This window comes from Marinobacter sp. S0848L (assembly GCF_023016065.1).
Classification (GTDB): domain Bacteria; phylum Pseudomonadota; class Gammaproteobacteria; order Pseudomonadales; family Oleiphilaceae; genus Marinobacter.
In genome coordinates this window covers 1-26,746 of record NZ_JALKAQ010000011.1, presented here as the reverse complement: position 1 = coordinate 26,746, position 26,746 = coordinate 1, and the positions used below count along the sequence as shown (strand labels likewise).

General features: G+C 54.6%; 24 protein-coding genes and 1 tRNA gene. 6 read left to right on the top strand and 19 right to left on the bottom strand.

Annotation, left to right across the window (positions count from 1 at the left end):
* Positions 1 to 87 precede the first annotated feature (87 nt).
* The 11 genes from fliJ to MWU64_RS12555 form a co-directional block, all read right to left on the bottom strand.
* Positions 88 to 531, bottom strand: a complete 444-nt coding sequence (gene fliJ, locus MWU64_RS12605) for a flagellar export protein FliJ (protein ID WP_247064746.1) — start codon at positions 529 to 531, stop codon at positions 88 to 90.
* On the bottom strand, positions 531 to 1,922 hold the full coding sequence (gene fliI, locus MWU64_RS12600; RefSeq protein ID WP_247064745.1) for a flagellar protein export ATPase FliI: 1,392 nt from the start codon (positions 1,920 to 1,922) through the stop codon (positions 531 to 533). The genes fliJ and fliI overlap by 1 nt, the downstream gene beginning before the upstream one ends.
* Complete coding sequence (locus MWU64_RS12595; protein ID WP_247064744.1) at positions 1,903 to 2,784, bottom strand: flagellar assembly protein FliH; 882 nt, start codon at positions 2,782 to 2,784, stop codon at positions 1,903 to 1,905. The genes fliI and MWU64_RS12595 overlap by 20 nt, the downstream gene beginning before the upstream one ends.
* Positions 2,784 to 3,815 (bottom strand): flagellar motor switch protein FliG, encoded by a 1,032-nt coding sequence (fliG, locus tag MWU64_RS12590; protein WP_247064743.1) that lies wholly within the window; start codon positions 3,813 to 3,815, stop codon positions 2,784 to 2,786. The genes MWU64_RS12595 and fliG overlap by 1 nt, the downstream gene beginning before the upstream one ends.
* Positions 3,808 to 5,523, bottom strand: coding sequence for a flagellar basal-body MS-ring/collar protein FliF (gene fliF, locus MWU64_RS12585; protein ID WP_247064742.1), 1,716 nt, complete (start codon positions 5,521 to 5,523; stop codon positions 3,808 to 3,810). The genes fliG and fliF overlap by 8 nt, the downstream gene beginning before the upstream one ends.
* A gap of 15 nt (positions 5,524 to 5,538) precedes the next feature.
* On the bottom strand, positions 5,539 to 5,907 hold the full coding sequence (gene fliE, locus MWU64_RS12580) for a flagellar hook-basal body complex protein FliE (protein WP_247064741.1): 369 nt from the start codon (positions 5,905 to 5,907) through the stop codon (positions 5,539 to 5,541).
* Positions 5,908 to 6,148: 241 nt separating this feature from the next.
* Positions 6,149 to 7,585: a sigma-54 dependent transcriptional regulator gene (locus tag MWU64_RS12575; RefSeq protein WP_247064740.1), complete on the bottom strand. Its 1,437-nt coding sequence runs from the start codon at positions 7,583 to 7,585 to the stop codon at positions 6,149 to 6,151.
* A gap of 22 nt (positions 7,586 to 7,607) precedes the next feature.
* Positions 7,608 to 8,846 carry an ATP-binding protein gene (locus tag MWU64_RS12570; RefSeq protein ID WP_247064739.1) on the bottom strand — a complete coding sequence of 413 codons (1,239 nt, stop codon included), beginning with the start codon at positions 8,844 to 8,846 and terminating at the stop codon, positions 7,608 to 7,610.
* Positions 8,847 to 9,053: 207 nt separating this feature from the next.
* On the bottom strand, positions 9,054 to 10,502 hold the full coding sequence (locus MWU64_RS12565; protein ID WP_247064738.1) for a sigma-54 dependent transcriptional regulator: 1,449 nt from the start codon (positions 10,500 to 10,502) through the stop codon (positions 9,054 to 9,056).
* A 106-nt stretch (positions 10,503 to 10,608) separates the two neighbouring features.
* Positions 10,609 to 10,938 carry an SOS cell division inhibitor gene (locus tag MWU64_RS12560; protein ID WP_247064737.1) on the bottom strand — a complete coding sequence of 110 codons (330 nt, stop codon included), beginning with the start codon at positions 10,936 to 10,938 and terminating at the stop codon, positions 10,609 to 10,611.
* 89 nt (positions 10,939 to 11,027) lie between these two features.
* The gene (locus MWU64_RS12555) at positions 11,028 to 12,386 is read right to left on the bottom strand and encodes a DUF1329 domain-containing protein (RefSeq protein WP_247064736.1); all 1,359 of its coding nucleotides are present in this window, start codon (positions 12,384 to 12,386) and stop codon (positions 11,028 to 11,030) included.
* Positions 12,387 to 12,589: 203 nt separating this feature from the next.
* Between MWU64_RS12555 and MWU64_RS12550 the strand changes: the two genes are divergently transcribed.
* Both MWU64_RS12550 and MWU64_RS12545 read left to right on the top strand, forming a co-directional pair.
* The gene (locus tag MWU64_RS12550; protein WP_247064735.1) at positions 12,590 to 13,090 is read left to right on the top strand and encodes a DUF6586 family protein; all 501 of its coding nucleotides are present in this window, start codon (positions 12,590 to 12,592) and stop codon (positions 13,088 to 13,090) included.
* A gap of 53 nt (positions 13,091 to 13,143) precedes the next feature.
* Entirely contained in the window at positions 13,144 to 13,404 is a 261-nt protein-coding gene (locus MWU64_RS12545) for a hypothetical protein (protein ID WP_247064734.1), read from the top strand.
* Positions 13,405 to 13,413: 9 nt separating this feature from the next.
* On the opposite strand, the gene MWU64_RS12540 is transcribed toward MWU64_RS12545, so the two are convergent.
* On the bottom strand, positions 13,414 to 13,893 hold the full coding sequence (locus tag MWU64_RS12540; protein WP_247064733.1) for a SulA-like leucine-rich domain-containing protein: 480 nt from the start codon (positions 13,891 to 13,893) through the stop codon (positions 13,414 to 13,416).
* A gap of 40 nt (positions 13,894 to 13,933) precedes the next feature.
* Entirely contained in the window at positions 13,934 to 14,542 is a 609-nt protein-coding gene (gene lexA / locus MWU64_RS12535) for a transcriptional repressor LexA (protein WP_247064732.1), read from the bottom strand.
* Between the two features lie 170 nt (positions 14,543 to 14,712).
* Here lexA and MWU64_RS12530 point away from each other — a divergent pair, with 170 nt between their 5' ends.
* On the top strand, positions 14,713 to 15,714 hold the full coding sequence (locus tag MWU64_RS12530; RefSeq protein WP_247064731.1) for an amidoligase family protein: 1,002 nt from the start codon (positions 14,713 to 14,715) through the stop codon (positions 15,712 to 15,714).
* Positions 15,707 to 16,492, top strand: a complete 786-nt coding sequence (locus tag MWU64_RS12525) for a type 1 glutamine amidotransferase (protein WP_247064730.1) — start codon at positions 15,707 to 15,709, stop codon at positions 16,490 to 16,492. Before MWU64_RS12530 ends, MWU64_RS12525 begins: the two co-directional genes overlap by 8 nt.
* Here MWU64_RS12525 and MWU64_RS12520 read toward each other — a convergent pair.
* Together MWU64_RS12520 and MWU64_RS12515 are read right to left on the bottom strand one after the other, a co-directional pair.
* Entirely contained in the window at positions 16,474 to 20,244 is a 3,771-nt protein-coding gene (locus MWU64_RS12520) for a translocation/assembly module TamB domain-containing protein (RefSeq protein WP_247064729.1), read from the bottom strand. The genes MWU64_RS12525 and MWU64_RS12520 overlap by 19 nt on opposite strands.
* Positions 20,241 to 21,989 carry an autotransporter assembly complex family protein gene (locus MWU64_RS12515; RefSeq protein WP_247064728.1) on the bottom strand — a complete coding sequence of 583 codons (1,749 nt, stop codon included), beginning with the start codon at positions 21,987 to 21,989 and terminating at the stop codon, positions 20,241 to 20,243. Before MWU64_RS12515 ends, MWU64_RS12520 begins: the two co-directional genes overlap by 4 nt.
* Before the next feature lie 226 nt (positions 21,990 to 22,215).
* Between MWU64_RS12515 and MWU64_RS12510 the strand changes: the two genes are divergently transcribed.
* Positions 22,216 to 23,223, top strand: a complete 1,008-nt coding sequence (locus tag MWU64_RS12510) for a hypothetical protein (protein ID WP_247064727.1) — start codon at positions 22,216 to 22,218, stop codon at positions 23,221 to 23,223.
* 43 nt (positions 23,224 to 23,266) lie between these two features.
* On the opposite strand, the gene MWU64_RS12505 is transcribed toward MWU64_RS12510, so the two are convergent.
* On the bottom strand, positions 23,267 to 23,923 hold the full coding sequence (locus MWU64_RS12505) for a CoA transferase subunit B (RefSeq protein WP_247064726.1): 657 nt from the start codon (positions 23,921 to 23,923) through the stop codon (positions 23,267 to 23,269).
* A 37-nt stretch (positions 23,924 to 23,960) separates the two neighbouring features.
* Complete coding sequence (locus MWU64_RS12500) at positions 23,961 to 24,659, bottom strand: CoA transferase subunit A (RefSeq protein ID WP_247064725.1); 699 nt, start codon at positions 24,657 to 24,659, stop codon at positions 23,961 to 23,963.
* A gap of 146 nt (positions 24,660 to 24,805) precedes the next feature.
* Between MWU64_RS12500 and MWU64_RS12495 the strand changes: the two genes are divergently transcribed.
* Positions 24,806 to 25,726 (top strand): LysR family transcriptional regulator, encoded by a 921-nt coding sequence (locus MWU64_RS12495; protein ID WP_247064724.1) that lies wholly within the window; start codon positions 24,806 to 24,808, stop codon positions 25,724 to 25,726.
* Here MWU64_RS12495 and MWU64_RS12490 read toward each other — a convergent pair.
* Entirely contained in the window at positions 25,657 to 26,568 is a 912-nt protein-coding gene (locus tag MWU64_RS12490) for an EamA family transporter (protein ID WP_247064723.1), read from the bottom strand. The genes MWU64_RS12495 and MWU64_RS12490 overlap by 70 nt on opposite strands.
* Positions 26,569 to 26,662: 94 nt before the next feature.
* Positions 26,663 to 26,739 (bottom strand) — tRNA-Met (locus MWU64_RS12485).
* Positions 26,740 to 26,746: the final 7 nt, after the last annotated feature.

The window sequence follows — 26,746 nt, the reverse complement described above, 5'->3', positions numbered from 1 at the left end:
CTGCCGCGGGTGTGTCAGACTAAGGATAGCCAAGATTAGTGGAAATGCACTGACGAGTGCCGGAACGCACCCTGGATTTGCCTGGCGTTAGCGCTGACGCCGGGCAAAGGCCCTGCCCGCTGCTTCGTCTGCCAGTTTTTGTTCTTTGGCGTCCTGAACCTGCTGCTCCTGCTGGCGGCAGGTTTCGATATAACGCTCCATGCCCCGCTTTCGCTCCCACGCCTGCAACCACTCTTGCCGCCGCGCCTCAAACACCTGTTCCGCTTGCTGAAGCTGTCGCTGCTGCTGGGAAATGACCTGATCGAGCTGACCAATAAACGCCTGCCACGCTTGCAGGCGGGCCACTGCAACCACCCCTTGTTGACTTGCCCGAATCTGATCCCGGTATTCTTGCTGATAGCGTTCCAGATTCTCAACTTGCTCTTTATGCGCTTCAACCTGTTTTCGGGCTTCGCCCAGGCGATCCAGCGCCTCACTCTCTTTGCGCTCTTCCAAAGCCAGCACAACTTCCAACCGTTTTGAGCGCAACATTAACCCTGACTCCGATCGGCCGCGGCACCCGGCGCCGGATTTCTGAGCCGGTCTGGCGAGCGTCGTTCTGGCACTACCGCCAATAGCTGATCAATACTCTCGGCCAAAGGCGCGCTTTCGTTAAGATCCTGCTGGAGAAACTGCCGCATGTTGGCAATGTGCTGGATGGCAAAGTCGGTTTCAGGGTCGGAACCTTTCACGTAAGCGCCCACACTGATGAGATCACGGGCTTGCTGGTATCGGGAGTACACCTGTTTGAAACGCTGGGCCCGGGAGAAATGGTCCGGCTGGGTCACTTGCGGCATGACCCGGCTGATCGAGGCTTCCACGTCAATGGCGGGATAGTGCCCCTCTTCCGCCAGCCGCCGGGACAACACAATGTGGCCATCGAGTATCGCTCTGGCTGCATCGGCAACCGGATCTTGCTGGTCATCACCCTCCGTGAGCACGGTATAGAACGCGGTGATAGAGCCGCCACCCGGGCGGCCATTGCCCGTACGCTCAACCAATTGAGGCAATTTCGCAAACACCGAGGGTGGATAGCCTTTGGTCGCCGGCGGTTCGCCGACTGCGAGCGCAATTTCCCGCTGGGCTTGTGCGTAGCGGGTGAGCGAGTCCATCAGTAGCAAGACCCGCTTACCTTGATCTCGATAGTATTCGGCAATTCGGGTGGTCAACATGGCCGCCCGCAGCCGCATCAGCGGGGAATCATCGGCCGGGGATGCCACTACCACGGAACGCGCCAGCCCCTCCTCGCCCAGAATATCCTCGATAAATTCTTTAACTTCCCGGCCCCGTTCACCGATCAAGCCAACGATGGTGATGTCGGCGTTGGTAAACCGGGTCATCATGCCCAGCAACATACTTTTACCGACACCACTGCCGGCAAACAGCCCCAATCGCTGGCCTTGGCCGACCGTGAGAAGTGAGTTGATGGCACGAATGCCCACATCCATCGACTCGCGCACTGGTGCCCGATGCAAGGGGTTAATGATGTCGCCGCTAAGAGGAACACGGGCTTCGGCCTGAAGCGGCCCTTTTCCGTCCAACGCTTCACCGGCCCCGTTCAGAACCCGGCCCAGCATATGGGGGCCCACCGGCACTCGGCTCGCGGAGGAAAGCGGAATGACTCGGGCGCCGGGCTTCAGACCCTCAATGGCCGCAAGCGGCATGAGGTAAACTTTGTCTTCTTCGAAGCCCACCACTTCGGCTTCAACACTACCGGTGCCTTCACCTTCAATCAGGCAGCGGTCGCCAACCACCATCGGGCAGCCCACGCACTCGAGCGTGAGCCCAACCATTCGGGTTAAACGGCCGGAAAGCTCAGGCTCCGGTTCTTGCCCGATAGCCGCCTGCAGCTGGTTCAGACGCTTAACCAGTCGGGTGGTCATCGCCGTCATCCTGCGCACCGTGATCCGGTTTGGCGTCTGCGGAGCTGCCGGTATCGTCCAGCAGGTCCCGATGGAAATCAGTCACTTCTCCCAGAGAGGCAGTCGCCTGACTGCTTTCAGACGGGTCCTCGCTGGCCAACTGTTCTTCCAGCATATTCTGAACGGCTCGCTGAAAGCGCTTTTCGACGGTGTAATCAACCAAACTGTTACGGGTTTCAACCCGACAACCACCGGGCATCAAACTGTCGTCTTGAATGATCGAAGGCTTGGCTTCCATACGCTCAGCCACTTCACTGACTGCGTCAAAATCGTCCGGGTGAATAGATAGGCGCACATTTTCAGCGGTTGACGGTAACGACTTAAGTGCCTTTCGGACAACCTCGCGAATCTGGGAGGTGTCGATACTGAGTTCTCGATAAACGACAGCCCTGGCCAATACCGTTGTCAGGTTCACCAACGCCGATTCCAGCTCGGCTTCATGGCGCTCGATAGGCAACAACAACTCACCCAGAATTTGATCGAGACGCGCCATTCGAGAGGCGTTTTCCTGCTGAATAGCCTCAGTTGCTTGCTGACGGCCCAGTTCCCGGCCTTCCGCTTCGCCCGCTGCCACACCTTCTTGGTGGCCTTCAGCTCGCCCCTGCTCAAAACCTTCCTGATAACCGGTGTCGCGCCCTTCCTGATAGCCGTCGGCGCGAGCCGCTTCCCGAATCTCCTGCAGATTAGCCGCCGTAAGCGGTTTAACCTCTTCCTCACGGGCAACCTGATTGCCTTGCTCGTCCAGCAATGGCAACTCCCACCGCTCCCAGGCAGTCAGGTTTTCTTTGGGGATAAACTTGTCGTCCTGATCAGAATCTTTCATCACATCATTTCTTCACCGGCGCCGCCCAGCGATATTTCGCCAGCCTCTGCCATTCTGCGAGCCACAGTAATGATGTCTTTTTGCGCCGCTTCAACTTCACTGACCTTAACCGGGCCTTTCGCTTCCAGGTCATCCTGCAGCAATTCGGCCGCCCGCTTGGACATATTGGCAAAGATCTTGTCTTTCACCGCGTCATCGGCACCTTTAAGCGCAACCACCAGCACTTCGGATGAGACTTCTCTGAGCAGAGCCTGAATGCCCCGGTCGTCTACGTCTTTGAGGTTGTCGAACACAAACATGAGGTCTTCGATGGTGGTCGCCAGATCCGGGTCCATATCTTTGATGGAATCCAGCAAGCTGCCTTCGATCGAACGATCCATGAAGTTCATAATATCGGCGGCCCGCTTCACCCCGCCAATGCGACTGGCCTGGCCGGCAGACCCGCCCGAGAACTGTTTTTCCAGAATGCTGTTGAGCTCTTGCAATGCCTGGGGCTGAATGGTTTCCAGCGAGGCGACACGCATGACAACGTCTAAACGTACCTTGGGGTCGAGCGTTGCCAAAATTTCGGCAGACTGGTCCGGGTCCAGGTAGGAAATGACGATAGCCTGTATCTGAGGGTGCTCATACCGGATGATATCGCCCACCGCACGAGGCTCCATCCACTTCAGAGTATCAAGCCCTGTGGTGTTACCGCCCACCAGAATGCGGTCGATCAAGCTGGCTGCTTTATCGTCGCCCAGGGCCTGAGTGAGCATGGCGCGGATGTAGTCGTCATTGCCGACCCCCAAACCCGTTTGCCCGCCCACGGCATCGACAAACTGATTCAATACGAAGGCAACCTCGTCTTTGGAAACGTCTTGCATCTGGGCCATGGCCACACCCACACGCTGGACCTCTTTCGGGCCCATGTGCTTGAGTACTTCCGCTGCATCGCTTTCACCCAGCGACATCAGCAAGATAGCGGCCTGCTCGACGCGCGAGATTTTACGTTGCGGGGCTTGCCCCTGGCCGGCATTTTGTTCAGTCATCGACGTTCACCCACTGGCGCATGACCTGTGCTACCCGACTGGGATCTTCGGCAATCAGGCCTTTGAGTGCATTCAACTGCCTATCATAACTGTCTGTTGCGCCCGGCAACAGCAGATCGTCCTGAGACGACATGGCATTTTGCAGCGCCTTGTCGCCCTCTAATCCATCAAGCGATCCGTAACCATCGCCGTCTGAGCCGAGGTCGCGATCACGCTGTCCGCCGCCCGACAAGGCTTTCAAAGTTGGCCGCAGCAAACCGAGCACCAAGATCAGAATAACCAACCCCGCCAACACTTGCTTCATCAAATCCCAGAACCAGGGTTGTTCCCAGAAGCTTGGCTGCTCGAAGGTTACAGATTCCTCTGGCGCAAACGGCGTATTCATCACGGTCACACTATCTCCCCGCTCTGCCGAGTAACCTACCGCATCGCGCACCAACATGGCCAACCGCTGCAATTCGGCTTCTGGCCATGGCTCATAGGTGACTTCGCCGGTTTGAGGGTCAACGACCTTCATATCATCCACCGCCAGCGCGACGGTAACCCGTTTTACAGCACCCAGTTCTTGGCGGGTATAGCTTACCGTACGGTCAATTTCGTAGTTGCGAGTGGCTTCTCTGCGCACGTTTACCGGAGGCGCAATCGGATTGCCGTCTTCATCGACCGCTGCACCGGCCACTTCCGGCACGGTCGCCTCACCCGGCGGCTGATTCGAGAGCGCGCCCGGCACTCCGGACATCAGATTACCCGCACCACGCTGTTCGGTCAGTTCCCGCTCACTGCGAATGGCTTGCTGCTCGGGATTATAAAGTTCTTCTGCGCGCTCAACGGCAGAGAAGTCCAGGTCCGCGGAAACCTCTGCGCGGTAGCGGCCATCACCAACAATGGGTGAGATCAAAGAGGCCACGCGACGAGACAAGCGCTCTTCAATGCGGCTGGTGTATTCATACTGATCTTTCATTCGATCAGTATCGGTTTTCATGTTGGACTCTTCTCCGGTCAGCAAATTGCCGTTCTGATCAACCACGGTCACCTGATCGCGGTTCATCATCGGAATGCTGCCGGCAACCAGATTCACGATGGCGCGGATCTGCTCCTGCTCCGGGCGCCGGCCGGCAAACACTTCCAGAAAGATTGAAGCACTGGGCTCGCGGGCATCGCGAATAAAGACGGAACGTTCCGGAATCGCCAGATGAACCCGGGCATTACGAACACCACGCATGCTGGCGATGGTTCGGGCCAGCTCGCCTTCCAGTCCCCGACGGTAACTGATGGTTTCCATAAACTGCGAGGTGCCCAAGCCACGTTCCTGATCGAGCAATTCATAACCGATGGTCTTCTGGTCAGTGACCCCTTCTGCCGCGAGTTTCAGGCGCGCGTCATAAACCTGTTCCGAGGGCACCAGCAAAGCGCCGGTGCGGGTATCCATTTTGTAGTCAATGCCGTTGCTCTCCAGAATGCTGGTAACGTCTTGCGGGTTGTAGGCAGACAAATCTCCGACCACAGGCTGATAGTTGGGCTCCTGGGCCCACAGCACCACGGCAACACCAAGGGCCACGCTGGCGGCCAAGCCCACCATCAGGCCAATCTGGCGCAACAGGTTCAGACGATTGAACCCAAGCAGCATATCACTGCGGGTTTCGCCAGCACCGGAATCCTGAGAGGCCGGCAGATCGGAGGCGTTGGTTTCTGCGGGTAGGCTTGCCATGCTCGTGCTCCGTTATCAAATCGGCATATTCATAATGTCTTCGTAAGCCCGGACCACCCGGTTTCGCACCTGAGTCAGAGCTTCGAAGGACACGGTCGATTTCTGGGCAGCGATCATCACCCGGGTAATATCGACGTTAGGGTCACCCATTTCATAAGCGGTTCGGAGCTCACTGGCCTGTTTTTGCACATCGTTCACACCGTTGACCGCTTTACCCAGCATATCGTTAAAGCTGGGTACTTCTTTGGTCTCTTGCACCGGTCGCGGACCATCCACCCGGCCACGCACGGACTGATCCTGATCGATACGCTGATTTTGCATCATCTGAGATCGCAGATTCCGAATCTCGGACAAGACATTGTTTATATCGGCACGCTGGACCATTTTACTCTCCCGGCTACCCCAGAGGGGCATCAGTTATTCACTCGATACAACCGTTAAAGCAAACGACAGGCCAAAACCACTTTCTTTATTAAATTCAATAAATTAATGAAATATAAAAACGAGCAAGACAATAATTTGACGGGATTTTGACTACGAACGGCGCTGATTAAATCAGCCAGGCAAAAAAGCGGCACCCTGAACGGGTGCCTGAAGGAGTCAACACGAAGGAATAATAACGAGTTCAGGCCAAGGCAAGCTCAGCATCCAGATCGATACCGGCATCACGCATCTGAGCTAATTTATACCGCAGCGTACGAGGGCTGATGCCCAGTTGTTCTGCCGCACGATTGCGGCGACCGCCCTCATGCTTGAGCGCCTGAATGATCATACGAAATTCCTGCTGGCGCAGATCATCACCCAAAGAACCCACCGTATCGCTGGCCTGAGTGTCCTCTTCCATCACACCGGGTGACGCGTCAGATAGTTCCGCAGCCGTCACCGAGCCACCGGGATACGCGGCGGTTTGCGTCATGTCGGCTGCTCCGGTAATGCCCATCTCAAGACAAAGGTCGCCCGCATGAATCACGTTGCCCTGATGCAATACCAAAGCCCGCTGAACGGCGTTGTCCAGCTCCCGAACATTGCCCGGCCAACTGTACTCAGTCATCGCCGTGCGCGCATCCTCGGCAAAACTGATGCCCGTCAGTTTCATTTTTCGGCAATGCTTTTTAAGAATCGATTTCGCCAGCGGCATGATATCCAGCGGCCGCTCCCGCAGAGGCTGCCAACGCATCGGGAATACGGTTAAACGGTAGTACAGGTCCTCGCGGAATTTCCCTTCCCGGACATAGTCACCGAGATCCCGGTTGGTGGTTGCCAGCACCCGCACATCCAGAGGGATGGTCTTTCTACCCCCCACTCGCTCTACTTCCCGCTCCTGTAGAACCCGCAACAACTTGGATTGAAGCCCCAGCTCCATTTCAGAAATTTCGTCGAGCAGAAGGGTGCCGCCGTTGGCCTGCTCGAATTTGCCCGGAGACGTTGCCACCGCGCCCGTGAAAGCACCTTTTTCATGGCCGAACAGAATCGCTTCCAGCATATTTTCCGGAATCGCCGCACAGTTGATGGCAACAAACGGCTTGTCTGCACGAGGAGACTGCTCATGAATAAAGCGCGCCAGGACTTCTTTGCCGGTACCGCTTTCGCCCGAGATCATCACCGTGGAATCGCTGGTCGCCACTTTTCTGGCGAGCTGAAACATGCGTTTGCTGACTGGGTCTTCCGCAATCGGTTGGTCACCGGACGCTTGTCGACCACCACCCACCACTTTGCTGACCGCTTCAACCAACACCTGGGGTTCAAAAGGCTTTACAAGGTAGTCAATCGCACCGGATTGCATAGCAGAAACCGCATGACTGATCTGGCCGTATGCGGTGATCAACATCATGGGCAATCCCGGGTACAGACGCTGCACTTCAGCCAGTAACTGGTGGCCGGACAAACCGGGCATGTTGACGTCGCTGATCACCATATCCACCGGCTTACGCGTCAGACTCTCGAGCGCTTCTTCTGCATTGGCAGCCTCACAAACCCGATACCGGGCCAGCTCCAGCGTGGTGACCAACGCTTCCCTCAGATCACGGTCATCTTCGACAATGAGAATATGAGCCTTTGCCATGATTGATGCCTCCACCTGTCCTTTAAACCCGACTGGCCAGCGTTGGCAGCTGCATGAGTGCAACCGCCCCACCTTGACCAGCAGATTGAATTGAAAACTCACCTTGATGAGCCTTGACCACCGCCTGAACTACCGCCAGGCCTAAGCCGGTGCCGTGAGATTTGGTGGTATAAAACGCTTCCATCATTTTTTGTGCCTGCTCGGGCTCAAAGCCGGGCCCGTTGTCCTGAACACGAATACTCAAATCGTTTGCCGAGGTGGCAAGGTGCAGAGTGACCTCGGTCGCGCCGGCTTCAAGACTGTTGTTAACCAAATTCGTGCAGGCTCCGACCAGGGCGTCGCGGTTACACATGAGGCTGCGGGTATCATCAGCTTCATTCATGACCGACACAGAAATCCCTGCCTCAAGGCTCAAGCCATCGACAGCGGCGTCCAAAGCGCCAATCAAGGTTTTCACGGGCAACTCTTCGGCAAGCCGGGTTTCGCCTCTGGCGAAAATCAACATATCCCTGACTTGGTGCTCGAGATGGCTGAGCCGCGACATAAGCCGGTTCGCGCAACGCTGTCGCATGTCTTCATCAAGATCTGGTTGTCCCAGATGGCCACCGTACAGAATGGCCGCGGATAGTGGTGTACGAATCTGATGTGCCAGCGACGCCACCATTTTCCCCATAGCCGACAAGCGCTGGGCATGAGCCAGTTGCGACTGAAGTTGACGGGTTTCGGTGAGATCCGTCAGCAAAATGAGCTGGCCGGGCTGATTTTCCATGGTTCGGATCTCGATACTGACCCGGCGACCATCTTTCAGCGACACCTCATGGCCGTCGTCACTGCGTGGGGCAAAGCATCGGTTGATCACATCAATCCAGCGCTCACCGTCCAGCGGCTCACCCAGAAGTGCCAGTGCAGCGGGATTGCACTGACTGACCACACCTCGTTCGTCCAAAACCACCACACCGGCTGGCAAGGCTTTCAATAAGGTGGAGAGGCGATCCGCGAGCTGTTCTTTTTCTTCCAGTTCTTGCTGACGATGCCGAGACTCCTGAGAGAGCTCGCCCGACAATTGATTCACTCGCGATTCAAGCGTCCGATAGGAGTCCGTGATCTGTCGGGACATCTGGTTAAACAGTTCCAGCGCCGAACCCACCGCTTCGTTGTCCTGCTGAGGAAACAGCGATGTGACTTTATCGTTCGCATCAGCCGCCGCATTCGGAGCTGCTTCAGACTGCGCTGATTCGACGACAAACTGTACCTGACTCATAACTTCCCCCTGAGACCAGCCTTATGGCCAGAACACTCGGATGTACCATTTAGAGCCGATCTAGCGAGGAACGTGCCAAAACCAATTTTTCGTTACATTTCAACGAATAAGGAAAAACTCAAAAAGAAAAGTGACGACTTTACGTCATTCCAAAGTGAAGGTGGCGCCAAAGGCATTCAAACCTTTGACACCCAAAGGAAGGAGAAATCAGGACTCGGTGGCGTCGTCCCGCAGGCCGTACTTGCGGACTTTTTCAACCAACGTTGTACGCCGGATACGCAGTTTCTCGGCGGCTCTTGCGACCACTCCGGAGGCTTCATCCAACGCTTGCTGAATAAGCTGGCGCTCAAGACTCGACAGATAGTCTTTCAGGTCGATGCCATTAACCGGAAGCAGCGCCGGAGAATCGAGCCCGACAAGCCCCGGAATGGCAGACGGCATGCCCGTTTCTTCTACCGGACGATTCTCGTCGTAATCGTCCACATAACGGAACTTCTTCGGCAGTTCTTGCACCCCGATCACGCCATAGGGGTGCATAATCGCAAGCCGCTCCACCAGATTAGCCAATTCCCTGACATTGCCCGGCCAGTCATGGCGACAAAGACTCATGATCGCCGCCGAATTCATGCGCAGGGAACCGCGTTTCTCTTTTTCCATTCTGGAAATCAGCTCATTGATCAACAACGGAAGATCTTCTACCCGTTCTCTTAACGCGGGCATTTCGATGGGAAACACGTTCAGGCGATAGTACAGGTCTTCGCGGAAGTCGCCAGACTCGATCATGTCTTCAAGGTTTTTATGGGTCGCAGCAATAATACGAACATCCGCAGATTGGGTCCGGTTACTGCCCACTCTTTCAAAAGTTCGCTCCTGCAGCACCCGTAGAATCTTGACCTGCATATTGAGCGGCATATCGCCGATCTCGTCGAGAAACAAGGTGCCCCCCTCCGCAAGTTCGAAGCGGCCCACGCGAGACGTGATTGCGCCGGTAAAGGCACCCTTTTCATGACCAAAAAGTTCACTTTCCAACAATTCTGCGGGAATTGCACCGCAGTTGACCGGGACAAACGGCTTATCGCGACGGGAAGAGTGGTAATGGAGGTTGCGGGCGACCACTTCTTTGCCGGTACCGGACTCACCGGTAATCAGAACACTGACATCTTTATCCGCCACCTGCTCCATCAACTGGCGAACCTGTTGCACGCGCCGACTGGTGCCCACCAAACTGCGGAACAGCTGAACGCCTCGCTGCATGCCCCGGTGCGGAACACGACTGTACTGATCGCGATATATCTGCGCCCGATAAAGCGAATCGACGAACTTGGTGTAATTGAGTGGCCACTCCATATGAGCAATCAGGCGCGATACTTGCTCCTCGGGCAATTGTTCCGTGTCGAGATCCCCTACCAACAGGATTGGCAGGCCCGGCGTGGCCTCACATACGGAGGCAATCACCGCCTTGGCGTTACGGTCTTCACCGTGAACAAGGGCAACGGACGCCAAGTCTATCTGATCCGCTTCTCCACTTTGCAAAAGCGCCATCGCCTCGTCACCGGCAACAATCTGCTCTTCACCCACAAATTCCAGAATGGTGATCAGATCACGCTGTCTGGCTTCGTCGTTGCTGAGCACCAGCACTTTATTATTCTGAGGCATTCACGAAGATCTCTGTCGAAGGATTTGAGCCGTATTTAAGACTGTCTTCAGCCTGGAGTCAATTTTATGACACTTCGGTCGTTGCTTATCCGAATGCAACCAGAAGTCACTTGGAGCGATTAGTAGAAACGTCAGCGTAGGTAGCAGCAGCGTTGCGATTTTGGTTGACCCCCTGCAACGATTCCCGAGCTTCATCGCGAGCCTTGACGGCCCCCTGCCCAGCCACCTCGACAAACCGGCTGAGGGCTTCCAATCGCTGTTTTACGGGTGCGGTTGCTATTAAGCCTTGCTCCATTGCCTCCATTAACGGAGCAACGGTGGGCTTCACCTGTTGATTAAGAACAACCAACGCTTCCCAATCTTCTGCGTTTAGGGCTGCTTCAAGCTGCTCGTGCAAAGAATCTAGATCTGCCAGGAGAACATCTGGGTTAGGCACCGGGTCACCTCTTAAAGTTGATGCAAACGAGATCTGGCGAAACCGGAACGCAGCCGCTACCCGGCCGGGCAGCGGCTTGAGGCAACAGCTTAACGGCGAGCCGCCCGACGGGCAGCAGAAGCCGTAAATTCGTTTCGACGGTATCCCGGTGAAAAATTGTAGGCCGGGTAGCCATCATCCAGACCATCAATGTAATAACGCTGAGCTTTGAGATCGTACGTCATTTCCATAGTAGTCCAGAACACGGGCTGACTGTAATAGCTAATGTTGTGGGCTTCAGAAACCCGCCACAATTCGCCTTTGTCATCGTATTCCTCGGATGCCAGAATCTGCCAGCTGTCCTCATCGATGTAGAACACGCGGCGAGCATAGATGTGCTGTATTCCGGTGCGGCGCTTCGCCTCGACCACCCAGGCCCGGTGCAGCTCATAGCGGGCCAGCTGCTGGTTAATGTGATTGGCACGGATCACATCATCCGGACGAACATCTTCATCGTGCAGTTTATAAGCGTTGTACGGCACCAGTACTTCGCGCTTGCCTTTCAGCTCCCAGTCGTATTGGTTCGGCGCACCGTTGTACATGTCTTTTTGATCCACGGATCGCAAGGACGACGAATTCGGCAGATCCGTTTCATAAGCCAGATTAGGTGACCGGCGCAGGCGGCGAGAACCGGAATCATAGCGCCACGCCAATCGGGGTGAACGCACCTGATCCAGCGTCTCGTGCACGAGGGTGATGGTGCCCGCTAAGGTACTCGGCGCCAACGTGTCGGTTTTGAGGAAGAAAATCTTGTTGTCGATATCGGCAAGATCTGCGCCGGGGCGACTGTACGCGAAGTAATAATCGTACTGGTTAACCACCGGGTTGAACGAGCCGTCTTTCTGAGGGGTGGCGGAGCCACTGCGGAACGATACCTCTTCGCCACGATAACGGAGAATGTGGTTCCAGATCACTTCCAGACCGTTCTCAGGAATCGGAAAGGGGCTGGTCATGATGGTTGTTCGAACACCGTTGCCGTTATCGAGCAGTTCGGCACTCAACGCATTTTCGTACGATTTTTGATAAACCTCTTCGGGAAATGCCGCCGTTCGACGTGTTTTATAGACCGGCATAAAGAAATTCGGGCCATACTGCTCAAGCATCTTAATATGACCATCGGTGAGCTTATCCCGGTATAGCTCCAGATTCTCCTGGGTTACAATGAATAACGGTTCGTCCTCAGGGAAGGGGTTTACTTCAACCGCGCCCTCTTGCCAATTTGCTGGAGGGGTTGCCAGACCACCCTGCCAAGCCGGAATAGTACCGGCGTCATTGGCAGCCCGGACTGCGCCTACCGGTGTTAACTCGTTTTTTAAACGCTTCGCTTCCTCTGGAGCCACCTTGGCCCACGCGGAACCGGACATACTTAACGCAGCAATGGTGACCGCTGCTAACAATCGGTTTCGCATTCCTTTTCTCCAACAATGATCTTTTGAGCATCTGCACGCTGCTCCAAGAGGCTCTTTTTGCCAAACTCAAACGATCGTTTCAAGAAATTCTTTGTAGTTTCTTGTGTCTAAGCACAAACCACGAACGGAAGAAATGTCTGTTTAAAAATGATACGCTAGGCGGCTAACTTAAAAGGATCGGCTTAATCCAACACAGGTCAACTATGGCGTCTCAATGGTTCTCACTGACTTCCCAGAAACTGCATCTGGCCAAGATTTTACTGGCACAGCTGGAACAGCCTATTGAGCAAGCTCAAATTAACCCCAAAAACACCCTGCAAAATGAAGCCGTAACTCAGGGCGTTATTGAACTGTTGCTGCGGGCCCGAAGCACTTTGATGATGATGATCGCACAGCATCATCAGCAAAAAACCTCGGAGCCACTGACTCTCGAAGGGCTCAAAACGCGAATTCCTTACGACACTCAAGACCTCGAGGATTTGGAAACGCTACAGCGCTCTCGAACCAGCTGGTGGAGCCATCTTGAACAACTTGAAAAGGCTCTGACGCAGCCGCCAGTCCCTAAAAAAACCGTTTCAGCGGACAACATCATTGCGGTTTCTGCAGAAGACGGTGCAGACCGCTCAGCCGAGAGCCTGCAAACCACCCTGGCGGCCATGACCGATTTTGCCCGAACCGTAGAAGACAGACATAACGAGTGGTAACGAATACTCCTGACCTACTCATGAATACATCGCATCAAGCAAAGGCCTAAAGAATGTCACCATCGTTTTTTGAAATCGTTGAATTGCCTAACGGAGACTACGCTTTACGTCGCGTTGACGACGATGCTGCACCGCTGGTCCGTATTTCTTTCTCACCCGAAGCAAAGGAAATGATGGCAGACCGAGACATGAGCATCGCAAAAGCTATGATCGCGGCCGGCATCGAAGCCACCGGAACTATTTCTGAAGACATTGATTGGGGCGACGATGAAGGCGACTTTGGCGACGCCCAACCGCACTACACTCTCCATTAAGCTTCCGCTTTACCGCTGACGCAGTACCACTCCGTGACTGTTGCCTTTCGCGGAAGCTTTTTGAAGCGACTCAAAAGCGGCACGCGCCAGCTTGTTAGTCCACAGCACAACCGCATGGCAGGTGCCCGCACCGAGGGCCAACTCAGCCAATTGTTGGGCCGGAATTTCAGATGATGAACGTAACACCAGAATCTCCCCGGTCACAATACCATGCGTGTTCTGCCACTTTCCGACCAAAGATTGAGGTGGGTCTATCCAGGCCAACCAGCGCTTTTCCTGGTTCAATTGTGTCAACATCGGCAACAGCAACTGAAAGTTTTCAACCTGACCTTCCGGCAAAATAATCTCAGTAACGTTACCTCCGAGTTCAACCTGCCCCGAGGTCGAGCGCCGAGGTTCAGGTCGGCGATAACGCGATGAAGCTGCCTGCGCAGAAATCATAGCCGCGGGTTGAAACGCCATATTATGATTGAAGCTCAACTGTTCCATCACTCACCTACCTGCGTTATTCAGATGTCATTTGCGGATATCAGTGCAATTCTGAGCGCCGGATGACACCAACACCCAATCCTTCTATGAAGAGTTCCTGTTCCGTCAGATCTACCTCTATAGGGCTGAATTCATCGTTCTCAGCGATCAACCAGACCTTATCGCCTTCCTTACGGAACCGTTTAACGGTGACGTCGTCGCCCACACGCGCGATAACAATCTGACCATTCTGAACATCTTGAGTCCGGTGAACCGCCAGCAAGTCACCATCCAGAATCCCGATGTCTTTCATACTCATTCCTCGCACTCGCAGCAGATAATCCGCCTTTGGTGAGAAGAAGTTAGGCTGGAGTGCGCAATGATCTTCAACGTGCTCCTGTGCCAGGATCGGACTACCCGCTGCAACCTGACCAATAACCGGCAACCCCAGATCCGGCTCGGCTTCCGGCAGCCTTATGCCGCGACTGGCCCCGGGAACCATTTCGATCGCTCCCTTCCGCGCGAGGGCTCTCAGGTGTTCTTCAGCTGCGTTCGCAGACCGAAAACCCAATTCTGCCGCAATTTCTGCCCGGGTTGGCGGATAGCCAGTCTCATCAAGGTATCGCCGGATAATATCCAGTACCTGGGACTGCCTGGCGGTTAGTTTCATGTTGGAACACTCCAGAAAATGACGACTGGTTTTTTATACAGTGATTTGACTATATACAGTGTTTTATCCAGTGTAAAGCCTGTAATCGATCATTTATGGCCATAAGCGCGAAAGGGCTTCGTCCTGTGTTATTGTGAATCACAAAGTTTTCAAAGGAACCGCGACATACTATGAGCTCTTCAACACTCAGCAAGGTGCCCGCCAACACGCGCACTACCCATGGGAATGAACGTAAGGTTGGTGTGGAGATCGAGCTTTCAGGCCTCAGTTATGATGCACTTATAGAGCATGCCAGCCGGCTGCTCGGCGGCAATCCGGAACTCCAGTCGCGTTATGTCACAAGCATCAAGACTGACGAAGGAGATTACACAATCGAGCTGGATTCCGACCCGATCAAAGACCTCAATCTAGCTGATGAAGCGCTGCCCACTTCCATTCGGGAACTGGCTTCCCATGCAATGGACGCCATCGACTTTGCCGCTGAAAAAGTTGTGCCTTTGGAAATCGTGGGCCCGCCCTTGCCACTCTCCAAGCTACACATCATGGAAACACTGGTGGACGAACTCCGTGATTTGGGCGCACTGGGAAGCCGGGAGGCGCTCTATTTTGCATTTGGTCTGCAACTAAACCCGGAGCTGCCAGACCTGGAACCCGGCACCATTGTGCGCTACCTGCAAGCGTTTGCGGCACTTTATGATTGGCTGAAATCGAGGCATCAAATCGATATCAGTCGTAAGTTCACTACGTACATTGAACCCTGGAGCGCTAAATATACCGAGAAGCTGATGCAGGATAACTACGCTCCTGACCTCAGAGGTTTGATGAAAGATTATCTCGACAGCAACCCGACCCGTAACCGCGCTCTCGATTTGTTGCCGCTGTTTGCTCATCTCGACGCGGATTATCTGGCCGAGTATGTGCAAGACCCCCGTATCAAGAGCCGTCCCACCCTCCACTACCGGCTTCCGGACTGCGACATCGACAACCCCAAATGGCACTTTTCCACCGTTTGGAACGATTGGGTGGTACTTGAGAAACTCGCCAATAACGCCCAGGATCTGGCCATGCTGCGAAGAAAATTCCGGGAAGCGCAAGAATTAAGCTTTCACAACCTGACCCACTCCTGGACCGACACCACCCAGCAATGGCTCCAAGAACACGGCTATGTCTAACACGGAAACGGAAACCGATATCCCCGGACTGACCATTGGCATCAGCGGCCCCACCCGGCGAAGCCTTGCCCAACGGCTGATCAGCCTTGGCTTACGCTTGTCGGGCGCACGAACCCATTACATACGGCCCGGCTCACGGATCAACGTCGCGCTGCTGGACGGATTGGTACTTTCCGGTGGTACCCACGTACACCCTGAACGGTACGGGCAACAGCCCCAAGTGACAGCCAGATACAACCGGAAAAGAGATGACACCGATTACCGATTGCTGGAGCAGGCCGAGGCCATTGGAATTCCGGTACTCGGTATCTGCCGCGGTGCGCAGTTCATCAATATTTTTCACGGAGGGTCGCTGTGCCAGAACGTCACGCCTCTGCGGGTGAATACCCGGCACCGGCCTTTGCTGCTGCCACTGCAAACTGTAAGACTGGTTTCGGGCAGTCGGCTAGCGGAACTGATGCCAAGCTGGAGAATCGGTGCTAACCGCATTCATAGCCAGGCCATCAAGCAGCTCGGCCGAGGTCTTCGGGTTACGGCGGTGGACAACGACTTGTTTGTTCAAGCAATCGAAAGTACCGGCAAACAATGGCTGATGGGTGTGCAATGGCACCCTGAATATTTACTCTATCACGCCGGACACCGGCGTATTTTCCGCCGGCTTGTTCAAGCGGCCTGCGAACGAAAACTCGAACGCCTAGAAAGCGAGAGTTCTCAGTGGAGTGACGAGGCGCAACGCCTGTTCGAACGGCACAATCATCATCAAAAATCTCGGGTATAGAAAATATCCAGTGAGGCGGCCAGTCCACTGGCCGCCTCCAGATAAAAATATCTGCCGAGATCATAGCGCAAGGCAACGGTAGTAATGGGCTCAAAGATGCCGACGCCGTACCGGATACTCAACTCGTCGGTAATGTAACCACTCGCGACGACCGACGCCGTTTCTCCGGATCCCTCTGCTTCCAACATCAGGTTTTTAATACCCAATTCGTCGCCGATGCTTTGCGTCAGGTCGTTGGTCTGGGTCAGGCCAAGGGAAATGGCGGCCGCGCTCATTTGGCCCTCGTCACCTCGCCCTTGCGGGGGGCGGCCCAAAATCACATACGACAAGGCATCACTTTGAGGCATGGATGGCTCGGAAAACACCTCGGTTTCCGGCTCACTGATCGGCCCGCTGAGCCTGATACCGGCAACCACTGTATCGACCTCTCGCACCGCTTCGATATCCAGATACGGTTCTGTCAGGGCACCCACAAAGACTACCCGCGCCCTTCGCAAACTAAGGTCTTGGCCATAAGCTTCGTAACGGCCATTCACTAATCGCAGAGCGCCACGAGTGTCCATGTCATTGTCGATACGCAGCGTTCCCTTTAAGTCTCCGGTCAAGCCGAACGCATCCAATGTCACTTCGTCTTCACCGACCACCACGACCACGTCCATCAACATCGTACGGATTGCGGGCTCTTCAGCCTCTACACCGACAATCACTTCATCACTTGATACCGATACCGCCGATTGGGGCAATGATTGAACTTCGATCCGCCCGCGAGGCACCTCAACACGCCCAGATACCGACAGCTCACCTGGCCGGAAGCGAATATTAATGTCCGGCCCCACTTCCACCGATGCATAAGGCTCAAAATGCACTGGCAGCCTTTCACCTTTTACATTCAAGTTCAGCTCTGGCTCACCGCGCCAGTCCAGACTGCCCGATATCTGCCCATCGCTGCGATCGTTGCTCTGCCATCGCCCACTAATGTCCGCGGTGTACCCGAGAAACTCCACCGCCAGTACCACGTCTTCCATTGGTAGCGGTAAACCCGGATCTTGGAAGCGTCCTTCGGTGAGCGCAAGTTCACCGGTAACGGACGGTTTCAGCAAGGGGCCGTCTAATCTGCCTTCGCCATTGACCTGACCTGCGACCTCATCGATACCCGAAAACGCCGAGACAAAGGCAAGGTCGAGATCTTTCAAAGAAAAGGTCCCCTCAACCGATCGGTCTGCTGAGACCGGGTCTACCGACAATTGCGTTGAGAACTGACCCAACTCCGGGCCCTTTAACGCCATCGACACTTCGGCCAATTCAGGTTTCAGGGTCGCGTTCAACGTCAGCTGTTGGTGGCTCAGTTTTTCCCACTCATCCAACACCAGAAACTCGAAGGTACCCTCTCCGGCATCCACTTCAACCCGACCATCTGGCCCAGCGTCGGTCATTGCCACTTCAACGTTAGCGTTCAAAAGAGCTTTCCAGCGGAAGGTCTCTGGCAACAATGGCTCCAAGGCAAGCGTTGGAAACTGGTTAATTCGGTAGGCTATGGCAGGGTTTGGCCACAGCTTCTGGTCGTCGGCACACACTGAGCTGTCCTGCCAACGCCAGCAATGTTGCCCGAGCTCCAACACGCCTTGCTTGCTGTAAGACAGGGCTGTGCGCTGATCCAACTCCCAAAGATGACCTGGCTCCGGAACGTTTATTTCGCCGCGGGTGATAGCTCCGCTCCAACTGGTAAAGGCCTCTCCTAACCCACCGGCCAGCTCCATCAACAACGACACATCTGGGTGTTTTGCTTCAAACGAAAGCTGATGCTGCTCCCTCGTGCCTTGGGCAGAGACATTCACTTCGTCCAACACCTGATCAGCCGCTTTAATATCCCGGGCTGTGATGGCGGCATCCAGTACCTCGCCAGAGCCCAGACTGGCCTGAATTTCTAGTCGGCCAATTTGTGTTTCGTCACGCCACGCCATCTGGTCAGCATTCAGGCGCATCTGTCCTTGAGGATCTTCCAAAGTACCTCGCGCACTCAGCTCGCCAGACAATTCGCCCTGCAGACCGGGTACGATCAGCTCAGGCTTGGGCAACACAACAGATAAGTCCGCCCCTATTTCCGTGCCGTAACGGCCGTTACCTGTCACTTCGTTTTCCGCAACCGATACCAACAAATCCTGCAGTGCCCAGTAGGAGCCATCGCTACTTAACTTACCTTTGGCTTTTGCGGGCTGTTGCTGCCATTCACCGGCAAGATCCCAGTTCGCCGTCATCATGGGCAATTCGCCATCCTGCAATTGCCCCTCACTGGTCACTTTGCCATTCAGGTCCGCTTCCAGAATGGGCAGCCAGTAGCCTGGATTGAAGCCGTTTAGGTCAAGCGCCGCCTGCCAAGCCAAAGGCCCTGTAAACCCGAGCTCGGCCTGCCCCGTGAGCGAGCCAGCGCCCGTCTTCATATCTAATTGGTTAACAACCAATGCGTCGGAATCACCTTCCAAGCTGGCCACGAGATCGGCAACTCCCTGAGGGCCTTTTACGCTTGCTTCGAGGTTTGCCTCATAGCTCTCACCCTGATAACTGGCTTGGCCCGTTAAGGTTTCCAGCACCACAGGCGGCTCTGCAAGATCGGGCAACAAGCCAAACCAAGGGAAAGCGTCCAAACGGATATCCGCATTGGCCTGCAAACCATCGCTCCAGGATAGATTCCCCGATGCCTTGAATGTGCCTGGTTCCTCTCGCTCGGTCACAGCGGGACCCGAAAGCGAAAGCTGCAAATCAGAAGCGGCCTGTGTCATCACTAATCCGTCTAAGCCAAGCTTAACGTCTCCGGTCGTGCCGGGGAGCACCGCCCGAGCTTCTGTCTGAAACCCATTCGCCAGAGAGCCTCCCAAACTCAGCACAAGATCTTTTAATAACAGCGTGGGCGGCAAAGTGTGATGGGCCATAAAGGCCGGCGAGGTTAATTTGAGCTGAGCGGGCAAGCGCTCATCCAAAGGCTTAGCAGTTCCTTGTAAGTTGGCTTCCAGATAACCGCTGCTTTGGCCATCTACTCTCAAGTCGCGTACGCTGCCAGCGAGTTTCAAATCCACCATCCACTGGTCGCCTGACGGCGGCGGCAAATCTACCTTCACTTTGAGGTCCAGCGGCCAATCTCTGCGCATTTCTGCCCAGCCCTCAGCCTGCACCCGCAGATCACCAAGAACGTAGGAAGCCTGATCAATATTCAGGCTGGCCCCGGAACCACTCGTCTTTAATGCAACACGGTCCCAGATGCGGCTACCGTTGACGGTCAACTCACCCAAAGCCACGTCTTTGACTTCCACCGCCAACGGCAAAGTGATGTCTGGCAGGCTTATTCCGCCGCTGGATTGTTCTTCCGTATCTGACGGTTGCACCGTGACATCAATACGACTGGCCTTCAGAGTATCCAGGCACACGGTCAGCTCGAACAAACACGTTGGAGACCAATCCACCTCGGGTGACTGGACGGCCACCCCCACGCCATAACCTTGCCATTCAAGACGTTCGGCCTGCCATTGCCCCAACAACGAGCCGTACGCCGCTTGCGTTTGCAGGCCGGGAATTTTCTCGAGTGTCCACGCGGTGCCTTTGTCGGTGTTCAGTGCTACCAGTACAAGCCCCAACAAAATCAAGGGCAGCAGTAACACCACCGCAAGCACCACCAACAGCCAAAACCACCAGCGCCGCCGAGGTGTTTGTTCGGGCATTTCGCTTTTCGGGTTTTCGGTTGTTTCAGGCTGATCACTCACAATTCAGGCCCCATTGAAAAATGGATTCGCCAGCCACCACCAAAGGATTCGTTCAGCCCTTCCGCAATATCAAGGCGCAGAGGGCCAACCGGACTCACCCAGCGAATCCCGACACCCACCCCAGTGGCTAACGGATCAAAGACATCGTCCACCGCGTTACCTTCATCGATGAACGCGGCAAGCCGCCAGCCTTTCGTGAATTCATACTGGTATTCGGCACTCCCCACAATAAGGTAGCGGCCACCCACCACATCTCCGTCACTATTTTTCGGTGACAGTGATTCATAAGCGTAGCCACGAACCGTTTGGTCGCCGCCCGCGAAGAAGCGCAGAGACGGTGGCACATCATCAAAATTATTCGTCGCCACGCCACCAAAATTAAAGCGGGCCAAAAATCGATGGTTGTCCGCGAGGGTATATAGGCCGCGAGCCAGAAAATTTACGTGCAGAATGTCCGCATCCGACAAGGCTGCCCGGTGCGCGCCAGTTACATCAACCTGCAAGCGGTAACCTTGAGACGGATCCAGAGGAGAGTTGGAGTGCAGCTTCGAGTAACTAACACTGGGCAGCAGCAGACTGGAGGTATCCTGAGTTTCATCACCGATGGTGTAGCGCTCACCTTCCCATCGTAAGCCCAGGATTTGCACCCACTCGGTATCAAGCTGATGCCGCCATTGTTGGCCCAGAGTTAAACGCTCGGAGGCCACGTTCTCGATTTCCTCACGCTGGTAACCGGTGCTCAAACGGATGGAGTCAGTCATCGGAGGATCCAGCGGCAGTTCATACCAACCGGAAATACTCTGACGCAATTCCGACACCTCGGTGTCGAGCCCACGACGATGCCCCATGGGATTGATGTAATGCTCACGCCAGGTGCCACGAACCCTCGGCCCTACGTCAGTTGAGAAGCCCACACCGGCGGAAATTGAACGGGGATCCCGCGGGGTCAGATCAATATTGATTGGAATAACCCGATCTTTCGCATCGCTGGGCGAGGCATCCAAATCTACGCCTGAAAAATAACCGCTGTTCGAGAGGTCACCGCTCAGTTTGGCAACCTTGCCTGCGTGAAACGGCTCACCGGGCTCGAACGTCACAAACTGCTCAAGCAACCTCTGCTCGAAACCGTGTCCCTCAAGAAAGGTGACTTCGCCTAGCCGATAACGTTCGCCGGACTCAAAGCTTAGATTGATGTCTGCGGTTTTTTCCGCCGGATCCACCTTCAGCTCCCGAGCCTCAAACTCGCCATCGAAGTATCCCAGACGCCGGGCTCTGTTATTGATGCTGTTTCGAAGGTTGTCGTATTTTCCGTGGTGCAGCACATCACCAACCCGAGGCTGCTCAGGCAGTTCGTCAACAAATTCGGCATCCTTCGACCCGGGCCCGTGAATATCGACGTTGCGCTGGCGAACCCGAACCGGCGTTCCAGGCTCTACGGTGAGTTTGAGCTCCGCCAAACCCACGTCGCCGTCGTTCACTTCCCAGGTGATTTTCGGATTGTAGTATCCCAGTGCTCGCAGGGCTTCTTTGACTTGAGCCTCCGCCGTGGGCGCATAGCGGCGCAGGCCATCCGCGGTGCGCCCTTCAACTTCCCCCAAAAAAATACGTGCATTGTCTTCCAGAGCGTCGTGATCGCCCTTCACCTGCACCTCAACCTGATTAGCCAACACCAGTGATGGAAGACAGAGTACGAACAACGCTGTCGCTTTAAGAGCCGTCTCTTTTGATAAGAAAGGTGGCAGCATACGGTAAACCGGCATCCGAACCAGATTGTTTTATAAAACGTGAAGCTAGACCTCGGAGTTTACCGGTCCCCCCACTCACGTGCCATGCCTGGCCGGCTAAATAAATTGCGGTTTCTCAGGAATTGAGGCTGTCCCAGGCTTCGGCAGAAAGTCGTGCCCAGGATGGAAATAGGCTATCCTGTCATAGACTTATGACTGGTTTCCGCTTCCCCCACAGGTAACAAGAATGCTCAGGATTAACCGTGAAAACCTGAAGTCCAGCCATCAGATGATCTGGTTCCTTATCGACTTTGCCATGCTGGGCCTGCTGATCGTCAACCTGGCATTCATTATCTGGGATTCGATTTATAATTTTGTTGCCGTGCAGAACCTGTTGAAAGATTACCTGCCGGCCGTACAGTCTGCTTACCACCCCATTCATGAACGGTTCATCTTTTACGACATGATCTTCGTTTGGATTTTCCTGACGGAGTTCGTTATCCGGTGGGGGTATTCAGTGAAAGCGAAAGTCTATGACCGCTGGTATTTCTACCCGTTCATCCATTGGTACGATCTGGTTGGCTGTATTCCCATCGGAAGCTTCCGTTTTTTACGGGTATTGCGGGTTGTTTCCATTATCTACCGGCTGCACCAATACAAAATCATCGACTTCACCAATACCCGCATCTACACGTTCCTGGCGTTTTATTTCGACGCCTTTATGGAAGAGCTTTCGGACCGGATCGTGATCAAGGTGCTGAGCGGCGTACAGCACGAGATTCAACAGGGTTCCCCGCTCTTCGACCGGATCCAGAATGACATCCTCTACCCCAGAAAAGCCATGCTCGCAGACTGGTTGTCTGACCGAGTCGCCAATGCGGCAGAACAAGGTTATATGCCAAACCGCGGCGCCTTGCGCGCCTATCTGGAAGATCGGGTTGACCACGCATTAAAGCAGAATTTGGAGCTGTCCCGGCTAAAATACCTGCCCGTCGTTGGGCCAACCATTCAGGACACACTGGAAAATGCCGTTGGGGATATCGTCGCCAATGTCATACACCAGATACTTGAAGATCTGGCGTCGTCTTCAAATCATGCGTTTATCGAGGACATCGTCAACGCCCTACTCCCCGACCCGAGCGCAACGGCCGAAGAAGACAGCGATCAAGAGGCTTTGATTTCGTTGATTAATGAAATAATCGACGCGATAAAGGGGCAAGTTCGAGTGAAGCACTGGCGGAAGAACCTGCCATAACAGCAGGTTCAAACCGACACCTGATAAGCTTGATCACGCAAGCTTATACCGCCATCTCCGGAACATAATCAGGAACAATCAAAGGTCCGGCGGTCTTTTCGGCAATCTCTTCAACAGAAACTCCCGGTGCCCGCTCTTTTAATATAAAGGTACCGTTCTCGATTTCCAGGTACGCCAAATCCGTCAGCACCCGTTTAATGCACCCGGCTCCTGTTAACGGCAGCGTGCACTTGCTCAACAGCTTGGACTCTCCGGTTTTCGAAGCATGGGTCATGGTAACAATGATGTTTTCTGCACCGGCCACCAAATCCATCGCGCCGCCCATTCCTTTAACCAATTTACCCGGCACCATCCAGGACGCAATGTTGCCCTGCACATCCACTTCAAAGGCACCCAGCACCGTCAGATCAATGTGACCTCCACGGATCATTGCAAACGATTCAGCCGAATCAACAATCGAGGCGCCGGTACGGGCAGTAACGGTTTGCTTGCCTGCGTTGATCATGTCGGCGTCGATCTCGTCTTCGGTAGGAAATGCTCCCATCCCAAGCAGCCCGTTCTCCGACTGCAGCATCACCGATATATCCTCAGGCACATAGTTGGCCACCAAGGTGGGAATACCGATGCCAAGATTGACATAAAAACCATCTTTCAGTTCGCTGGCGACACGCTTTGCCATCTGCTCTCGTGATAAAGCCATGTGATTCTCCCCGGTTTGGATTAATTATGTTTCGCGATCAGGCCCTGACAGTGCGCTGCTCAATACGCTTTTCAAACGTGCCGCAAATCAGGCGATCAACATAGATACCTGGCGTATGAATCTCGGTCGGATCCAACGTGCCCGCCTCTACGATTTCTTCCACTTCAACAACCGTGATCTTTCCGGCGGTGGCCATCAGGGGGTTGAAGTTCTTGGCGGTGTGTCGATAAATAACGTTGCCGTATGTATCTGCTTTCCAGCCTTTCACAATCGCGATATCGCCTGTGATTGCCTGCTCCAGAACGTAGTTTCGGCCATCGAATTCACGCACTTCCTTGCCTTCTGCCACTTGCGTGCCATATCCGGTTGCCGTGAAAAATGCGGGGATACCCGCGCCGCCGGCACGCACACGCTCGGCAAGATTCCCCTGCGGGGTCAACTCCACCTCTAACTCGCCGTTCAACAGCTGCTGTTCGAACAGTTTGTTTTCGCCCACATAGGAAGCAATCATGCGGCTAATCTGACGGTCTTCCAGCAACAAGCCCAAACCGAAACCGTCCACACCGCAGTTGTTGGATACCACGGTCAGGTTCCGATTTCCGCGGCGCTTGATCTCGGCGATCAGGTTTTCCGGGATACCGCACAAACCAAAGCCACCGGCCAGAATGGTCATGCCATCGGCCAAGCCTTCTAAAGCCTCCTCGTAAGAAGACACGCGCTTATCGAATCCAGCCATTTGAACCTCGTCGTTTCTTGTTAATGAGCACTCATTATTACCAACGACTTTTATTTGTTTAATCGAATTTTTCTGAGCAATTATTTCGAAAAACAAAACAATCATGCGCTAGAATGTTACTCAGACCCACCACAACGCCGAGCCCCATGAACGTAAAACAACTCCGATCGTTTCTTGCCGTTGCCGAAACCCTCAGTTTCGTCATCGCCAGCGAAAGGCTGCATACATCACAGTCGGCTTTGAGCATGGCCATTAAAGGTCTTGAGGAAAGTCTGGGCGGAAAGGTGTTCGAGAGAACAACCCGATCGGTGCAGTTGACCCCCGAGGGCGAGTCGCTGCTGCCACTGGCAAGGAAGCTACTTGCTGACTGGGATTCGGTTCACCAAGAACTGCAGCAGCGCTTTTCGTTGGGCATTGGCAAAGTGAGTGTTGCCGCTATGCCTTCCTTTGCCATCAACGTGCTACCAAAAGCCCTCAAGCAATTTCGGGCATTGCATCCGAAGATTTCAGTGCAGGTGCACGATGTCATTAACGAAGACGTCATTGACATGGTTCAGGTCGGTGAAGTCGAGCTGGGAATCGGCTTCAAGCCCTACCCTGCCTCGCTGGCCTTCGAACCTTTGTTTAACGACCAGTTCGTGGCGATTGTTCCGCCTGGCTCAGGCTTCGAGGGCGAAGAGCGTGTAGAGTGGGAAGCACTTCTTCAACATCCATTTATTTCCCTGCAGAAACCGTCAGCGGTGCATGCCTATCTTGAAGACAGCCTTCGAGACAGCCCTTTGGTGTTGAAATCAGAGCTTGAGGCCCACCAGCTATCGACCGTGGGTAAAATGGTCGCTACCGGTTTGGGGGTGAGCGTTGTGCCAGCACTCTGCACCCCGCAGATGGAAGCTCTGGGGGCGAAGGTTTTGAAGTTGAAGGACGCTCTTATCGAACAACCGGTGGGGCTTATCTGGCATCGTGAGCGTGAGCAGTCTGCAGCCACTCGTGCGCTCTACTATGTCCTTAAAACGACCTGGGCAGACGATTCAGCCTTAGAGGCATCTGGCACATCCTCGGCACGGTGAGACATCACAGCTTGAGCAATACCGGATACTATAATCAGAACACTCCCGGCCACCTGCAAGGCGCTCAGACCCTGCCCGAACAGCACCCACCCCAACCCCACTACGGTAATAGGCTCCAAATAAGCAAGGGTGCCGAATGTCGCAGCAGGCAGTGCTCTCAGCGCCACAACGGCAAGCATGATGGCCAGGAAACCGGGCACCACACCGGCCGCCATCAACCAGCCCCACTGACTCGCATCCATGCTCTCGCCTTGCTGAAGCATTAAAGGCAGCATGCACAGAGCTCCGGCCAACATCTGATAACCGCTCCGGGTCAACACATGCACTCGCTCGTGGATCAATCGATTGGTGAGCATAAAGGCGGCGTAGCAAATCATGGCGCACAGCGCATAGAAGAGCCCCAGAACCTCTTCACCCCGCCCGGACAGGTTAAAATTGAACTCCAGCATCATGGCAAAGCCGAAAAGAGCCACCACGATCAATGCGGCACTCGCTCCTGAGAGCCGTTCACCCATGAAAAAATGAGCCACAACTGATGCCGTCACAGGCGCGAGGTACAACAACATAATCGCATTGGCCATGCTGGTGTAGCCCATGGCCATTACGTAAAAGACAACGAAACCCGCAAGAAAACCGCCGGTGATCAGCACCTTGAAGCCCGGCCAGGTAAAGATCCGCTGCTTCTGGCCACTGACAAGCAGAAAGACCGCCATGAGCAACGCACCAATGAACAGGCGATAGAAGGTTACGGTTTCTGCGCTAACGTCCGCATAAACGGCGATGGCGCCTATGGTGCCCATGAAAACGGCAGAGAATCCTGCTGCCAGTATGTAAACGCCCATCCCACTCCCCTCTAACGCAAAAAGGCAGACCAGTGAATTACTGGCCTGCCTTTCAAAATAAGAAAAGCCGGCATAAGCCGGCTTTTCTTTTATATGGTAGCGGGGGCTGGATTCGAACCAACGACCTTCGGGTTATGAGCCCGACGAGCTACCAGACTGCTCCACCCCGCATCAAACT

Excerpts from the sequence above, each read along its gene's own strand:
- MWU64_RS12530 (WP_247064731.1), top strand. The coding sequence starts at position 14,713 with ATGAGCTCTTCAACACTCAGCAAGGTGCCCGCCAACACGCGCACTACC.
- MWU64_RS12555 (WP_247064736.1), bottom strand. The coding sequence starts at position 12,386 with ATGCGAAACCGATTGTTAGCAGCGGTCACCATTGCTGCGTTAAGTATG.
- fliJ (WP_247064746.1), bottom strand. The coding sequence starts at position 531 with ATGTTGCGCTCAAAACGGTTGGAAGTTGTGCTGGCTTTGGAAGAGCGC.
- MWU64_RS12490 (WP_247064723.1), bottom strand. The coding sequence starts at position 26,568 with ATGGGCGTTTACATACTGGCAGCAGGATTCTCTGCCGTTTTCATGGGC.
- MWU64_RS12575 (WP_247064740.1), bottom strand. The coding sequence starts at position 7,585 with ATGGCAAAGGCTCATATTCTCATTGTCGAAGATGACCGTGATCTGAGG.
- MWU64_RS12540 (WP_247064733.1), bottom strand. The coding sequence starts at position 13,893 with ATGGAACAGTTGAGCTTCAATCATAATATGGCGTTTCAACCCGCGGCT.
- fliG (WP_247064743.1), bottom strand. The coding sequence starts at position 3,815 with ATGACTGAACAAAATGCCGGCCAGGGGCAAGCCCCGCAACGTAAAATC.
- MWU64_RS12505 (WP_247064726.1), bottom strand. The coding sequence starts at position 23,923 with ATGGCTTTATCACGAGAGCAGATGGCAAAGCGTGTCGCCAGCGAACTG.
- MWU64_RS12515 (WP_247064728.1), bottom strand. The coding sequence starts at position 21,989 with ATGCTGCCACCTTTCTTATCAAAAGAGACGGCTCTTAAAGCGACAGCG.
- MWU64_RS12565 (WP_247064738.1), bottom strand. The coding sequence starts at position 10,502 with ATGCCTCAGAATAATAAAGTGCTGGTGCTCAGCAACGACGAAGCCAGA.
- fliI (WP_247064745.1), bottom strand. The coding sequence starts at position 1,922 with ATGACCACCCGACTGGTTAAGCGTCTGAACCAGCTGCAGGCGGCTATC.
- MWU64_RS12550 (WP_247064735.1), top strand. The coding sequence starts at position 12,590 with ATGGCGTCTCAATGGTTCTCACTGACTTCCCAGAAACTGCATCTGGCC.
- fliF (WP_247064742.1), bottom strand. The coding sequence starts at position 5,523 with ATGGCAAGCCTACCCGCAGAAACCAACGCCTCCGATCTGCCGGCCTCT.
- lexA (WP_247064732.1), bottom strand. The coding sequence starts at position 14,542 with ATGAAACTAACCGCCAGGCAGTCCCAGGTACTGGATATTATCCGGCGA.
- MWU64_RS12570 (WP_247064739.1), bottom strand. The coding sequence starts at position 8,846 with ATGAGTCAGGTACAGTTTGTCGTCGAATCAGCGCAGTCTGAAGCAGCT.
- MWU64_RS12495 (WP_247064724.1), top strand. The coding sequence starts at position 24,806 with ATGAACGTAAAACAACTCCGATCGTTTCTTGCCGTTGCCGAAACCCTC.
- MWU64_RS12510 (WP_247064727.1), top strand. The coding sequence starts at position 22,216 with ATGCTCAGGATTAACCGTGAAAACCTGAAGTCCAGCCATCAGATGATC.
- fliE (WP_247064741.1), bottom strand. The coding sequence starts at position 5,907 with ATGGTCCAGCGTGCCGATATAAACAATGTCTTGTCCGAGATTCGGAAT.
- MWU64_RS12500 (WP_247064725.1), bottom strand. The coding sequence starts at position 24,659 with ATGGCTGGATTCGATAAGCGCGTGTCTTCTTACGAGGAGGCTTTAGAA.
- MWU64_RS12525 (WP_247064730.1), top strand. The coding sequence starts at position 15,707 with ATGTCTAACACGGAAACGGAAACCGATATCCCCGGACTGACCATTGGC.
- MWU64_RS12595 (WP_247064744.1), bottom strand. The coding sequence starts at position 2,784 with ATGAAAGATTCTGATCAGGACGACAAGTTTATCCCCAAAGAAAACCTG.
- MWU64_RS12545 (WP_247064734.1), top strand. The coding sequence starts at position 13,144 with ATGTCACCATCGTTTTTTGAAATCGTTGAATTGCCTAACGGAGACTAC.